General features: G+C 72.2%; 10 protein-coding genes and 1 other RNA gene. 9 read left to right on the forward strand and 2 right to left on the reverse strand.

The window, feature by feature from the left end; all coding sequences use genetic code 11:
- Positions 1–16: 16 nt before the first annotated feature.
- Entirely contained in the window at positions 17–3,460 is a 3,444-nt protein-coding gene (locus tag MQN93_RS36425; RefSeq protein ID WP_242712904.1) for an FHA domain-containing protein, read from the reverse strand.
- 380 nt (positions 3,461–3,840) lie between these two features.
- On the opposite strand from MQN93_RS36425, the gene MQN93_RS36430 reads away from it, so the two are divergent.
- The 4 genes from MQN93_RS36430 (at position 3,841) to MQN93_RS36445 (ending at position 9,063) form a co-directional block, all read left to right on the forward strand.
- Complete coding sequence (locus MQN93_RS36430; protein WP_242712905.1) at positions 3,841–5,460, forward strand: serine/threonine-protein kinase; 1,620 nt, start codon at positions 3,841–3,843, stop codon at positions 5,458–5,460.
- Positions 5,461–5,578: 118 nt separating this feature from the next.
- Positions 5,579–6,820, forward strand: coding sequence for a serine/threonine-protein kinase (locus MQN93_RS36435; RefSeq protein WP_016438131.1), 1,242 nt, complete (start codon positions 5,579–5,581; stop codon positions 6,818–6,820).
- A 216-nt stretch (positions 6,821–7,036) separates the two neighbouring features.
- Positions 7,037–8,143 (forward strand): peptide chain release factor 2, encoded by a 1,107-nt coding sequence (prfB, locus tag MQN93_RS36440; protein WP_037783748.1) that lies wholly within the window; start codon positions 7,037–7,039, stop codon positions 8,141–8,143.
- 299 nt (positions 8,144–8,442) lie between these two features.
- Positions 8,443–9,063: a hypothetical protein gene (locus tag MQN93_RS36445; RefSeq protein ID WP_242712906.1), complete on the forward strand. Its 621-nt coding sequence runs from the start codon at positions 8,443–8,445 to the stop codon at positions 9,061–9,063.
- 114 nt (positions 9,064–9,177) lie between these two features.
- Here the strand turns inward: MQN93_RS36445 and MQN93_RS36450 are convergent, their stop codons facing one another.
- Positions 9,178–9,369: a hypothetical protein gene (locus tag MQN93_RS36450; RefSeq protein WP_242712907.1), complete on the reverse strand. Its 192-nt coding sequence runs from the start codon at positions 9,367–9,369 to the stop codon at positions 9,178–9,180.
- Between the two features lie 255 nt (positions 9,370–9,624).
- On the opposite strand from MQN93_RS36450, the gene ftsE reads away from it, so the two are divergent.
- The 5 genes from ftsE to ssrA all read left to right on the forward strand — a co-directional run bounded on the left by ftsE (position 9,625) and on the right by ssrA (position 13,620).
- Entirely contained in the window at positions 9,625–10,314 is a 690-nt protein-coding gene (gene ftsE / locus MQN93_RS36455) for a cell division ATP-binding protein FtsE (protein WP_016438127.1), read from the forward strand.
- Between the two features lie 36 nt (positions 10,315–10,350).
- Positions 10,351–11,271, forward strand: a complete 921-nt coding sequence (gene ftsX, locus MQN93_RS36460; protein WP_016438126.1) for a permease-like cell division protein FtsX — start codon at positions 10,351–10,353, stop codon at positions 11,269–11,271.
- Between the two features lie 67 nt (positions 11,272–11,338).
- A complete protein-coding gene (locus MQN93_RS36465) occupies positions 11,339–12,517 on the forward strand; it encodes a S41 family peptidase (RefSeq protein ID WP_242712908.1) in 1,179 nt (392 codons plus the stop codon).
- 57 nt (positions 12,518–12,574) lie between these two features.
- Positions 12,575–13,117, forward strand: coding sequence for an SsrA-binding protein SmpB (gene smpB / locus MQN93_RS36470; RefSeq protein WP_242712970.1), 543 nt, complete (start codon positions 12,575–12,577; stop codon positions 13,115–13,117).
- Between the two features lie 116 nt (positions 13,118–13,233).
- Positions 13,234–13,620: a transfer-messenger RNA gene (gene ssrA, locus MQN93_RS36475) on the forward strand.
- The last annotated feature ends 95 nt before the right edge of the window (positions 13,621–13,715 follow it).

Genomic DNA, 13,715 nt, shown 5'->3' on the forward strand with positions numbered 1-13,715 from the left:
CGGCGGGCGCCCCCTCTTACAGGAGCGAGGGCACCTCCGAGGCCGACACCTCGCGCGCCGCGCGCTCCAGAGCGCTGGCCAGGAGGGCGAGATCGGTGGGGCCGTTGCCCAGTTCCCGTACGGGTCGGCGGGTCGGGGGGTCGCCCATGCGCTGCCAGTCGAGGGGGACGACCGTGGGGCGCAGGGTCGCCGTGCGCGGGATGCGGCCCGTGACACGGCCGCCCTGGAAGGGGGCCGACCGGCCGTCGGGCCGGACCAGCCGGCCACGGCCGGGAGCCGGCTCGTCCGGACCCGTGGCAGGGGCTTCCAGCGTCACCCGCAGGGTCGCCCGCCGCGCGGGTTCCGTGTCGGCCGTACGGCCTCCGGGGGCGGTCGCGGCCACCAGGTGGACGCCGAGCCGATCACCCTCACGGGCGACCGCCTCCAGCGCGCGGATGACGGAGCCCGCCGCGGGCCTGCCGGGTGAGCCGAGCGCGGGGCAGACCAGGGCGTCCAGGTCGTCCACGACCACCACGAGGCGGGGCAGCGGCGGTGCCGCCTCCGTCTGCCGGCGGGCCGCACCCGGACGCAGTCGCATCGTCGAACTGGGCGGGCTGTCCAGGTCGCCGGCCGCGCTCGTGCCGGACGTGCGCTGGGAGACGATGCGGCCCGACAGCTCGCGGCCGGTGTGCCACTCGGTGAACTCGCCGCGGCCGAGCAGCTCGGCCCGCCGCTTGAGCTCGGCGCTGAGGGACTGGGCGAACTCCCGCATGCGCACAGGGTCGTTGGCGGTCAGATGGGTCGTCACATGCGGGACGTCCGTGCACACCCGCAGCCCCTCGCCGTGGCCGCCTCCGCCGGAGGGAGCACCCCCGGCGCCGACGCTGTCGCGGCCGTCCATCAGGACGATGCCCAGCCGGTCGGGGCGCTCGGCGGCGGCCAGCGAGGCGATCACGGCCCGCAGCAGCTCCGTACGGCCGCTGCCCGGCGGGCCCTCGATCAGCAGATGCGGGCCGTCGGCGGCGAGGTCCACGCCGACCGGGCCGCGCGCACCGGCGCCGAGCACGGCCCGGGCCCGTCCGCCGAGCGCCCGGTCGTCGTCCGCGGCGTCCGCCCAACGCGCCATCAGCGACGCCGGGGTGGCCCGGGCGAGCCCCAACTCGTCGAGGAGCCGGGCCGCTTGGGGCAACGGCACCGAGACCCGGGTCTGCCGTTCGGTGCCTGAACCGTCCGTCCTGAGCGGGGCCAGCGCCCGCGCGAACCGCTCCGCCCAGGGCAGCGACACGGCGTCCACGACGGCCACGGTGCCGGGGCCCACAGGGCCGGACGCGGGCGCGGGGGAGCCCTCGCCCGGTGCGGTGGCGCCGGGAGCGGTCCCCGCGGGTGGTGCGGTGGTGCCGGGCGGTTCCGGGGTGGCAGCCCCGGGGGCGGCGGTGCGGGCGACCCGCATCAGCCGCAGGGCCGTCGCCACGTCCCCGCTCAGCAGCGCGACCGCACCGCAGTCCCGGAACGCCGGGGCCACCGCGCACGCCGCCTCGTACGTCTCCGTCACCGGTGACGCGGGCGACGCGGAGGCCGTCTCGGCGAGGCAGACGACATGGATCCCCGCGCGCGGGCCCTCCAGGGCCAGCCGCGCCACCGCCTCGCGCACGGCGGCGCCGCCCGGGTCGCCGTCCACCACGACCACCGTGTACGGCCCGGCGAAGCCGTCCGTCTCCGGCCCGCCGTCGTCCGCACGGGCCCAGGATGGCCGGCGCGCGGTGCGGGACTGGCCGCCGGCGGGACGGGCCGGCACGCGCGTGCCGTTGCGCACCTCCGCCTGCTGGTCCTCCAGGCGCCGGAGCAGCTCGCCGGTGCGGGCCGTGGCCTGTTCGCGGTCGTAGGCGAGCAGCAGACGGCAGTCCTGACCGTGGCCCGGACGCAGATGGGGCAGCCAGCCGAGCCAGGACCACTCGGCGGTGCGCTCCTCCACGGGGCGCGAGCGGTCCGCCGCGATCAGGACGATCTCCAGGGCGTCGGGGGAGTGCAGTGCGGCGAGCTGCGCCACCACCGCGCGGGCCAGCCCGGACAGCCGGGTGCGGGGACCGGCCAGGCCCAGCGCCCCGGCCTCGCGCAGATCGGCCGTCACCGGCACCGCGGGCAGCAGCCCGGAGCCGTCGGGGGCCGCCCGGTCCGCCGTGCCGAGCCGCACCGTGAGCGCCTCGGGGTGATCAGGGCCGCGCTCCCAGAGCCGAGGGCCGGGGCCGAGCGCCGTCAGCAGCAGGGCCGCCGGGTCGGGCCAGGTCTCCGGGAGCTGCGGTCCGGCGGGCGGCGCCGACCGGGTCGCCGTGTGGCCGTCGTCCTCCTCGTACGCCTCGTCCCTCGACGCCGGCTGCTCGCCGCGTCCGCCCGCCAGCCGCCGCGCCCACGCCGAGAGCCCGCCGCGCCTGCGCACGCCCTGCGGTACGTCCGTCCCGCGCAGCGGGGTGCCCTTGCGCGCGCCGGACACCTCGCCGTCGCCCGGCGCGGCGGACGCCGTGTCCCACACCACCGCACCGGACCGCCCCGCGTGCGTGTCGAGGCTCGCCGCGGGGACGTCCGCGCCCCGGCTCTCGATCCGCGGGGGCCTGCCCTGCTCGGGCACGAGCGGCGGCTCGACCGGGCCGTGCTCCTGCGCGGTGGGCAGGCCGCGCGAGGGGGTGGCGGCCGGGTCGCTGCCGTCGGGCACGCGCGCGTGGGGCGCCGGAACGGCGTGCGTGGCGCCGCCCGCGGGGGCCGTCTGCGCGGCGTCCGCGTGGGCCGCCTCCGGCGCGTCACCGGGCGTCAGCCGCACATGGCCCTCGCCGTCCGGAGCCGTCGGCACCCGGGCCCCCGGCCCGCCGGCCGGAGCGACCCGCAGGGCCGACTCCCCGATGCGCAGCAGCGCGCCCGGCGCGAAGCGCACCGGACGCGTGCCCAGGCGGGCGCCGTCCAGCAGCGAGCCGTTCGTGGAGTCGAGGTCGGCGACCGAGACCCGGCCGTCGGCGGCGACGGTGACCGCGCAGTGCAGACGGGAGACGTCCGGGTCGTCGAGCGGGACGTCGGCGTCGGCGGAGCGGCCGATGCGGATCTCGCCGCCGTGCAGGAGGTGGACGCCGCCCGCGTCCGGGCCCGCGATCACATGGAGCTGGGTGGGGGCGTCGTCCAGCTCGGGGTGCGGCTCGGGCTCGGCCGGGGCGCCCAGACAGAGCACGGCGCCGTCGATCAGCGGGGGCTCGCCGAGGGTGCTGCGCCGGTCGTCCAGCCGCTCCGCGCCCGCGTAGAGCACCACCGGACCTCCGGGCTCGCGGCCCCGCTCGGACGGGGCGGCCGGGTCGCCCGCGACGGCCGAGGCCAGCGCGGAGGCCACCACCGACAAGGCCGTACCGGCGGGCGCCGTGACCAGCACGTCGCAGCTTGCGGTGGAGCCCCGCCCGCGCTCGGAGGGGCCCATCGGGTCTACGACGGTCAGCCGGATCTGCATCGCCGTCAGCGGTCCCTTCTGCCCGGACGCGGACCAAAGCCCGTCTGACGGATCAGACGGTGCTCCCCACCCCTCACGAGCACATCGGCCAGTACTGCAGGCATCCTCGCACCTGCCACTGACAACGCGCCCGCCGCTCGGGCACAAGTGATCTTGATTGGTCGGCTCTGCCCGCAAAAGTGCCTGACAGGTGGCGTACCCGCGACCGCTTGAGATCGGTCACGTCCGCTTCGGGCAACCGGCGGACCGGGTCGAGCGTCTTTCCTTCGAACATGTCCCGGGATGTGTACGTAAGACGCTGGGACGGTGTCAGGTCGGTGCCCCGCGCGGCGGCACTACAGTGGGTCGGAACGGTAAGCAAGCAGCAGGGAGCACATGACGTGCGGCCGGTAGGCAGCAAGTACCTGCTCGAGGAGCCGCTCGGTCGCGGCGCCACGGGCACCGTCTGGCGGGCCCGCCAGCGAGAGACCGCGGGGGCCGAGGCCGCCGTGGCCGGTCAGCCCGGCGAGACCGTCGCGATCAAGGTCCTCAAGGAGGAGCTCGCAAGCGATCCCGACATCGTGATGCGGTTCCTGCGCGAGCGCTCCGTCCTGCTGCGGCTGACCCACCCGAACATCGTCCGGGTCCGCGACCTGGTGGTCGAGGGCGATCTGCTGGCGCTGGTCATGGACCTCGTGGAGGGCCCCGACCTGCACCGCTATCTGCGCGAGAACGGCCCCTTCACACCGGTGGCCGCCGCCCTGCTCACCGCGCAGATCGCCGACGCGCTCGCGGCCAGCCACGCCGACGGCGTCGTCCACCGCGACCTGAAGCCGGCCAACGTCCTGCTCGCGCAGCAGGGCGGCCAGATGCATCCGATGCTCACCGACTTCGGCATCGCCCGCCTCGCCGACTCCCCGGGCCTGACCCGGACCCAGGAGTTCGTGGGCACGCCCGCGTACGTGGCGCCGGAGAGCGCCGAGGGCCGCCCCCAGACCTCCGCCGTCGACATCTACGGCGCCGGCATCCTGCTGTACGAGCTGGTCACCGGCCGCCCGCCGTTCGCCGGGAGCTCCGCCCTGGAGGTCCTGCACCAGCACCTGAGCGCCGAGCCGCGCCGCCCCTCGACGGTTCCCGACCCGCTGTGGACGGTCATAGAGCGCTGTCTGCGCAAGAACCCGGACGAGCGACCCAGCGCCGAGAACCTCGCGCGCGGCCTGCGCGTCGTCGCCGAGGGCATCGGGGTGCACGCGAACTCCGCGCAGATCGCCGCAGCCGAGGGCGTGGGAGCACTGCTCGCCCCCGACCCGGCGCCCGCCGCGGTCCCCGGCTCCGCCGACCCGACGCAGGTCCTGCCGCACACCGGCGGCGGCTACGACCCGAACGCCGCGACGAACGTCCTGCCGACCACCGGCCACCCGGGCCCGGCCGGCGCCGCCGACCCCACCGCCGTGCTGCCCAGCACCGGCGCGGCCGACCCGACCGCGGTCATGCCGCCGATGCCCCAGGGGCAGCCGGGGCCCGAGCAGCCGCACCCCTGGCAGAACCAGCTGCGCGCCGCCCGCGACCGCAACGAACAGACGCAGGTCCAGCAGTACCTCGACCCGAACGAGGACCCGCTGCGCCGCCGCCCCCAGCGGCAGGTCGCCAGGCCGCAGCAGCGGCCCCAGCAGCAGCGACCGCCGCAGGGCTACGGCCAGCCGCAGCAGCAGCCCCAGCGGTACGCGCCGCCCCCGCAGCCCCAGCCTCAGCCGCAGCGCTATGCACCGCCCCCGCAGCAGCCCGCGCGCGAGCCGCGGCAGCCGCGGCAGCGCAGCGCGAACCCGATGAAGATCCCCGGGCTCGGCTGCCTCAAGGGCTGCCTGTTCACGATCGTCATCCTGTTCGTGGCCGGCTGGCTGGTCTGGGAGCTGAGCCCGCTGCAGGACTGGCTGCACACGACCAGGGGTTACTGGCAGCAGCTGACCCACATGTACGACACCGTGAGCGACTGGGTCGGGAAGCTCGGCGGCGGCAACTGAGCCGCGAGCTTGGTGATTTGTCGACACCTGGCGGGTGATTTCGGTCTCGGCGGTGAAGGTTGGCTCCTCGGACGCGTAGTTTTAGCGATTAACACGCGTCGGGTCGGTAGGAGCAGTCTTGGCACGGAAGATCGGCAGCCGGTACACCGCGAACCAGATCCTGGGACGCGGCAGCGCCGGCACGGTGTGGCTGGGCGAGGGGCCCGAGGGACCCGTCGCCGTCAAGCTGCTGCGCGAGGACCTCGCGTCCGACCAGGAACTCGTCGGCCGCTTCGTGCAGGAGCGCACGGCGCTGCTCGGCCTCGACCACCCGAACGTCGTCTCCGTGCGCGACCTGGTGGTGGACGGCAACGACCTCGCGCTGGTCATGGATCTCGTACGGGGCACCGACCTGCGCACCCGCCTGGAGCGCGAGCGGCGCCTCGCTCCCGCGGCGGCCGTGGCGATCGTCGCCGACGTCGCGGACGGGCTCGCGGCCGCGCACGCGGCGGGCGTCGTGCACCGGGACGTCAAGCCCGAGAACGTCCTGCTGGACATGCAGGGCCCGCTCGGCCCGGGCGGCTCGCACCCGGCGCTGCTCACCGACTTCGGGGTCGCGAAGCTGATCGACTCCCCGCGCCGCACCCGCGCGACGAAGATCATCGGTACGCCGGACTACCTCGCCCCGGAGATCGTCGAGGGCCTGCCCCCGCGGGCGGCCGTGGACATCTACGCGCTCGCCACGGTCCTCTACGAGCTGCTGGCGGGCTTCACGCCGTTCGGCGGCGGGCACCCCGGTGCCGTCCTGCGCCGGCACGTCACGGAGACCGTGGTGCCGCTGCCCGGCATCCCGGACGAGCTGTGGCAGCTCCTGGTGCAGAACCTGGCCAAGGCGCCGGCCTCGCGGCTGCGGGCCTCGGAGCTGGGCGGGCGGCTGCGCGAGCTGCTGCCGCTGGTCGACGGGATGCCACCGCTGGACGTCGACGAGCCCGACACGGAACCGGGCGACGAACCGGAGACGGCGGCCGGGCAGACCGAGGCCCCGAAGCGCGAACAGGTGCGCCGGGGTGCCGTCCCCCTGGTGCCGGGCGCCAAGCCGGCCGACTCCAACCGGGACACCCACACCTCGATGCGCGTACCGGCCCCCGACGAACTGGCCGGCGGCGCCCGCGGCACGGCCCGCGTCCCCCGCCCCAGCGGAGCCCCCCGCCCCGGCTCCGCCCGCCACCGCGCCGTCACCCGACGCCGCCGCCTGACCCTGGGCGCCGCCGCCCTGCTCCTGGCGGCAGCAGCGGGCGTGGGCACCTGGCTGGCCACCTCGGGCGACGACGCGGGCGCCACCCCCCAGGACAGAAGCAGCTCGGCCCCGGCTACACCGTGACAGTCCGGCCGACAGTCCGCCCTTTCAGCCCGGGCCGGTCCTGTCAGCCCGTCCGGCGTTTGAGGACGAGGCCCGTCCAGGGCCGAAGCGGGGGTCTGGGGGCGCAGCCCCCAGGTCGACGGCCACGACAGCTCACGGCCACGAGGGCAGCGGGCGGCACCCGAGTCACCGGCGGCCCGACACGCCCTAACCGGCGGAGCCGTTACGCTGGAGGGCGTGGCAGTCGTCGATGTATCCGAAGAGCTCAAGTCCCTCTCCTCGACCATGGAGTCGATCGAGGCCGTTCTGGACCTCGACAGGATGAGGGCAGACATCGCCGTGCTCGAGGAGCAGGCGGCCGCGCCGTCCCTGTGGGACAACCCGGACGAGGCGCAGAAGATCACCAGCAAGCTGAGCCATCTGCAGGCCGAGGTCAGGAAGGCCGAGGCGCTGCGGGGGCGGATCGACGATCTCGCCGTGCTCTTCGAGATGGCCGAGGAGGAGGACGACCCGGACACCCGCGCCGAGGCCGAGTCCGAGCTCGCGGCCGTCCGCAAGGCGCTGGACGAGATGGAGGTCCGCACGCTGCTGAGCGGTGAGTACGACGCCCGTGAGGCGCTCGTCAACATCCGCGCCGAGGCGGGCGGCGTCGACGCCGCCGACTTCGCCGAGAAGCTGCAGCGGATGTATCTGCGCTGGGCGGAGCAGAAGGGCTACAAGACCGAGGTCTACGAGACGTCGTACGCCGAGGAGGCCGGCATCAAGTCGACCACCTTCGCCGTGCAGGTCCCCTACGCCTACGGCACCCTCTCCGTCGAGCAGGGCACCCACCGGCTGGTGCGCATCTCGCCCTTCGACAACCAGGGCCGCCGCCAGACCTCCTTCGCGGGTGTCGAGGTGCTGCCCGTGGTCGAGCAGACCGACCACATCGAGATCGACGAGTCCGAGCTGCGCGTGGACGTCTACCGCTCCTCGGGCCCCGGCGGCCAGGGCGTGAACACCACCGACTCCGCGGTGCGCCTGACCCACCTGCCCACCGGCATCGTCGTCTCCTGTCAGAACGAGCGCTCGCAGATCCAGAACAAGGCGACCGCGATGAACGTCCTCCAGGCCAAGCTGCTCGAGCGGCGCCGCCAGGAGGAGCAGGCCAAGATGGACGCGCTCAAGGGCGACGGCGGCAACTCCTGGGGCAACCAGATGCGTTCGTACGTCCTGCACCCGTACCAGATGGTCAAGGACCTGCGCACCGAGTTCGAGGTCGGAAACCCCGAGGCCGTGTTCAACGGCGAGATCGACGGGTTCCTGGAGGCCGGAATTCGCTGGCGCAAGCAGCAGGAGAAGTAAGTTTGTCGACAAGGCAACTGCCGCCCCCGAGGCGGCAGTTGCCTTTTGTGTGCCCGCTTGCATGCCCGATGTCTGGGTTTTACATCACACTCACAGGCTTCAATGCCCGGCATAGAGCACGTAGTTGGACATTGCGCACGCAATGGCCTTGACGATGCTTTGAAAAATGGGAAGGGTGAAGCGTGGCATGCGTATCTCTGGGGCGCATGTGAACCGGGGGGCTTTCACGTAGCTGTCTCCGTCGATCACGGCCCCGAGCGCCGCCCAACTGACGATCAGCTACTGGGGGTAGCAACCACATGACCAAGAAGACGCGGATCCGTGTCGCACGGATCGCCGCGGGTGCCGTGATCGCCGCGGGTGCTTCGCTGACCGCCGCCGGTGCCGCTTCCGCTCTGGACCTCGGCGTCAGCGTCGACAACAGCGGCGTCGCCGTGAACGTCGACACCGGCCTGGGCGACGACGACCCGACGGACCCGCCGACCGGCATTCCCACGGACCCGACGGACCCGCCGACCGACATCCCGACCGACCCGCCGACCGGTGAGCCGACCGACCCGACGGACGACCCGACCGAGCCCACGGAGGAGCCCACCGAGCCCACCGAGGAGCCGACGCAGCCGACCGAGGAGCCCACCACGGCGACCCCGACCGACGGCAGCGGCACCGGGAACAACGGCGGCAACAACAACGGCCCCGACGGCGGCTCCGGCGACTCCGCGCAGGAGGAGGGCTCCTCGGCCCTCACCGACACCGGCACGGACACCCAGCAGCCCAACGACAACGGCGCCCAGCTGGCCGAGACCGGTGCCGGTCAGACCGCCTTCCTGCTGGTCGGCGCCGCGACGATGATCGCCGGCGGCATCGGCTTCCGCATGCTGCCGCGTCTGGTCAACGGCCGCGGCGGAGCGGCTGCCTGACGGTAGCCGCTCGCACACGCACGGTGTGCGACGACGTACGACGAGGGGCCCGGAGCGGGAAGTCGCTCCGGGCCCCTCGGGCGTCTGTGTGTCTGTGGGTGCTTGTGCCGCGCCTCAGGCGGTCTGGTGCGCCAGCAGCGCCACCGCCGCGATCAGCACCGCCAGCAGTGCGATCAGCGCCATGGGGTTCAGCCCCGCGAAGAAGTTCTCCTGCTGCAGCCGCTGGCGGTTCGCACGGCACACGGGGCACCGGCCCTCGCTCACGGGCGCCGCGCAGTTCGCGCACACCAGCCGGTCGTACGTCATGCGCTCGCCCTCCTTGACAACGCCTCTACACGGAAAACGCTCGCGGGTCGCCGAACGTTCCCCTCTCTACTGTGCCAGGTTCCTCCCGAGGCCGCGCGGGGGTCGCCCCCGAGGGCTGCCGTCGCAGGGTCATCCGTGAAGACACCGGCGGTACAAAAGGCACAAGTCTTACGCAACCCTCACCGGCGACTGCGGTCGTACACCCGACTCGCGTATGGTCACGCTCACCTACCCCCGGCGACCCGTGGTGCATCCGTGATCCGATTCGACAACGTCTCCAAGGTCTACCCCAAGCAGACCCGTCCCGCACTCAGGGATGTCTCCCTGGAAGTGGAGAAGGGCGAGTTCGTGTTTCTCGTGGGGTCCTCCGGCTCCGGAAAGTCCACCTTCCTGCGGCTGATCCTGCGCGAGGAGCGGGCCAGTCACGGTCAGGTGCACGTCCTGGGCAAGGACCTCGCGCGCCTCTCCAACTGGAAGGTGCCGCACATGCGGCGCCAGTTGGGGACGGTGTTCCAGGACTTCCGGCTCCTGCCGAACAAGACGGTGGCGGAGAACGTCGCCTTCGCGCAGGAGGTGATCGGCAAGTCGCGCGGCGAGATCCGCAAGTCCGTGCCGCAGGTGCTCGACCTCGTCGGTCTCGGTGGCAAGGACGACCGGATGCCCGGTGAGCTCTCCGGTGGTGAGCAGCAGCGCGTGGCCATCGCGCGCGCCTTCGTGAACCGGCCGAAACTGCTCATCGCGGACGAACCCACCGGAAACCTCGACCCGCAGACCTCCGTCGGCATCATGAAGCTGCTCGACCGGATCAACCGGACCGGCACCACCGTGGTGATGGCGACGCACGACCAGAACATCGTGGACCAGATGCGCAAGCGCGTCATCGAGCTGGAGAAGGGCCGCCTCGTCCGCGACCAGGCACGTGGCGTCTACGGCTACCAGCACTGACCGCGACCGTCCACGGAAAGGCCTGAAGAAGACGCCATGCGCGCCCAGTTCGTAGTCTCCGAGATCAGTGTCGGTCTCCGCCGCAATCTGACGATGACCTTCGCGGTGATCGTCTCCGTCGCCCTGTCGCTCGCCCTGTTCGGCGGGTCGCTCCTGATGAGCGACCAGGTCAGCACGATGAAGGGCTACTGGTACGACAAGGTCAACGTCTCGATCTTCCTGTGCAACAAGAGCGACGCCGAGTCGGACCCCAACTGCGCCAAGGGCGCGGTCACCGACGACCAGAAGAAGGACATCATGTCCGACCTGGACAAGATGTCGTCGGTCGTGGAGAAGGTGACCTACGAGTCGCAGGACGAGGCCTACAAGCACTACAAGCAGCAGTTCGGTGACTCGCCGCTGGCCAGCTCCCTCACGCCGGACCAGATGCAGGAGTCGTACCGGATCAAGCTGAAGGACCCGCAGAAGTACCAGGTCATCGCGACCGCCTTCGACGGGCGCGACGGTGTGCAGTCCGTGCAGGACCAAAAGGGCATCCTCGACAACCTCTTCGGGCTGCTGAACGGCATGAACTGGGCGGCCCGTGCCGTCATGGCGCTGATGCTCGTCGTCGCGCTGATGCTGATCGTCAACACCGTGCGCGTCTCGGCGTTCAGCCGGCGGCGCGAGACCGGGATCATGCGCCTGGTCGGTGCCTCGGGCTTCTACATCCAGGCGCCGTTCATCATGGAGGCGGCGGTCGCCGGGCTCATCGGGGGAGGCGTCGCCTGTGGATTCCTGGTGGTCGCCCGGTATTTCATCATCGACCACGGCCTGGATCTGTCCCACAAGCTGAATCTGATCAACTTCATCGGCTGGGACGCCGTGCTGACCAAACTGCCGCTCATCCTCGCCACGAGTCTGCTGATGCCCGCGCTGGCCGCGTTCTTCGCGTTGCGCAAGTACCTGAAGGTGTGACACATGCCAAGGGGGCCGTACGGTCAACCGGCCGTACGGCCCTTCGCGTTGTCCTAGACTCACCGGCATGTCAGGTCGTGACCTGTTCTGCCAGCCCCGCCGCATCCGCCGCGGGGCCGCCCTGACATTGGTCTTCGCGAGCGTGCTGGTCGCCGGCGCGGCGACCGGCTCCTTTCCCGAGTCCGGCCGGAAGTCCGCGGCGGGCGAAGCGCGTTCGGCCGTGCCCGCCGGTCATCACGAGGACGTGGCCAGGGCGGCCGAGGAGGCCATGGCCGACGGCAAGTCCCCCATGGAGGCTGCCGAACGCGCCGTCAGCCGCAGCGGTGACCGCTGGGGCGCCGTCTACTCCGAGGGCGAGTACGAGGAGTTCGAGGAAGCCCTCGACGGCCAGTACACCGGCGTCGGACTGTGGGCGCGGCGCGAGCGGGACGGCCGTATCGAGGTGACCAAGGTGGCCGACGGCTCGCCCGCGGCCGGCGCCGGGATCCGCGCGGGCGACCGGCTGCGCAGCATCGACGGCGAGACGGTCGACGGCAAGCCCGTCACCGAGGTCGTCTCCCTGCTGCGCGGCGACGACAAGGACGCCTCCGCCGGCACGGCGGTCCGCCTCGGCCTCGGACGCGGCACGCACGCGTGGACGAAGACCCTGCACCGGGCCCGGCTGTCCACACACTCGGTCAGTGTCCGAAGGCTTGCCGGCGGGATCACCGTCATCAGAATCGCCGCGTTCACCAAGGGCTCCGGCGACGTCGTCCGCACCGCCGTGCGGCAGGCCCCGGTCGGGGCCGGCATCATCCTCGACCTGCGCGGCAACTCCGGCGGCCTGGTCACCGAGGCCGTGACGACCGCCTCCGCCTTCCTGGACGGCGGCCTCGTCGCCACCTACGACGTCGACGGCAAGCAGCAGGCGCTGCACGCCGACCCCGGCGCCGACACCACCAGACCCCTGGTCGCGCTCGTCGACGGCGGCACGATGAGCGCGGCCGAACTGCTCACCGGAGCCCTCCAGGATCGCGGCCGTGCGGTCGTCGTGGGTTCCCGCACCTTCGGCAAGGGCTCCGTGCAGATGCCGAGCCGGCTGCCGGGGGGCTCTGTCGCCGAGCTGACCGTCGGGCACTACCGCACTCCCTCCGGCCGCAGCGTCGACGGCCACGGCATCACCCCGGACCTGGACGTCGCCGCACCGGGCGAGGCGGCCGTCGAGCGGGCCGAGACGGTGCTCGCCGGAGTGGGCGACGCCGATTAAGGGCTGGCCCGCACCCCCCTTCGTAGTGCGAAAATGGACAGCACTATGAGCAAGGGAATGTACGTACCGAAGGAGTCCCAGCCCAAGCAGGGCGGGTCGGCGGCCAAGGCCAGGGACGGCGAGAAGGGCGGCAAGCGCAAGATCGTCGCCCAGAACAAGAAGGCCCGGCACGACTACGCGATCGTCGACACCTACGAGGCGGGTCTCGTGCTCACCGGCACCGAGGTCAAGTCGCTGCGTGAGGGGCAGACCTCGCTGACCGACGGCTTCGTCCAGATCGACCGGGGCGAGGCGTGGCTGCACAACGCCCACATCCCGGAGTACCACCAGGGCAGCTGGACCAACCACTCCGCGCGCCGCAAGCGCAAGCTGCTGCTGCACCGCGAGGAGATCGACAAGCTGGCGGCCAAGACCCAGGAGACGGGCCACACGATCGTGCCCCTCGCCCTGTACTTCAAGGACGGGCGCGCGAAGGCCGAGATCGCGCTCGCGCGAGGCAAGAAGGAGTACGACAAGCGCCAGACCCTGCGCGAGCAGCAGGACCGGCGGGAGTCGGACCGCGCGATCGCGGCGGCCCGGCGCAGGCAGCGGGGCGTCTAGGCGCGGGAATACGGTGGCATCGTCGCCTGTTGTTCACGTACGATGGCATCGCACCTCACAGCGGGTGCGCGCCCTCCTCGGAGGGGCCCTCTGCGGAGGGATTGAAAACACAACATGGGGATGATCGGTTTCGACAGCGGCTGTCGAAGCAGGGGAAGCGTGTCGAGGAAGCGGCAATGATCTCGTTAACCATATGTCGCAAAAAATAATCGCCAATACCAAGAGCGATTCCCGCGCCTTCGCCCTCGCTGCCTGATAAGCAGTGAGTGAAGGCCCTAACGGGTGTCAGACCGGGGATGTTCCCGACCCGGACCCTGGCATAAGCTAGGGAACTAAACCATCGAGCCCGGTCACGGGGTTCGGTGGGAAATCAAACAGTGACTGGGCCCGTCGGCGACTTGTTCGCGTGATCGCCGGGGCCGAGAAAATCACAGCGAACTGCACACGGAGAAGCCCTGATTCCGCACCGTTGGACGCGGGTTCGATTCCCGCCATCTCCACAATCTCCATGTTTTCCAAGCGAGGACCCGGTGGTCACGGACCACTGGGTCCTCGCTGTTTTTATGGGTTCCGCCTCTATATCGGCGACTGGTTCACG

Origin of the sequence: Streptomyces spinosisporus (assembly GCF_022698145.1) — a bacterium.
GTDB classification, from domain to species: Bacteria; Actinomycetota; Actinomycetes; order Streptomycetales; family Streptomycetaceae; genus Streptomyces; species Streptomyces spinosisporus.

What these genes read in the sequence shown, in the direction of transcription:
- MQN93_RS36425 (WP_242712904.1), bottom strand. Translation starts at nt 3,460, where the DNA reads ATGCAGATCCGGCTGACCGTCGTAGACCCGATGGGCCCCTCCGAGCGC.
- MQN93_RS36445 (WP_242712906.1), top strand. Translation starts at nt 8,443, where the DNA reads ATGACCAAGAAGACGCGGATCCGTGTCGCACGGATCGCCGCGGGTGCC.
- MQN93_RS36450 (WP_242712907.1), bottom strand. Translation starts at nt 9,369, where the DNA reads ATGACGTACGACCGGCTGGTGTGCGCGAACTGCGCGGCGCCCGTGAGC.
- ftsX (WP_016438126.1), top strand. Translation starts at nt 10,351, where the DNA reads ATGCGCGCCCAGTTCGTAGTCTCCGAGATCAGTGTCGGTCTCCGCCGC.
- MQN93_RS36465 (WP_242712908.1), top strand. Translation starts at nt 11,339, where the DNA reads ATGTCAGGTCGTGACCTGTTCTGCCAGCCCCGCCGCATCCGCCGCGGG.
- smpB (WP_242712970.1), top strand. Translation starts at nt 12,575, where the DNA reads ATGTACGTACCGAAGGAGTCCCAGCCCAAGCAGGGCGGGTCGGCGGCC.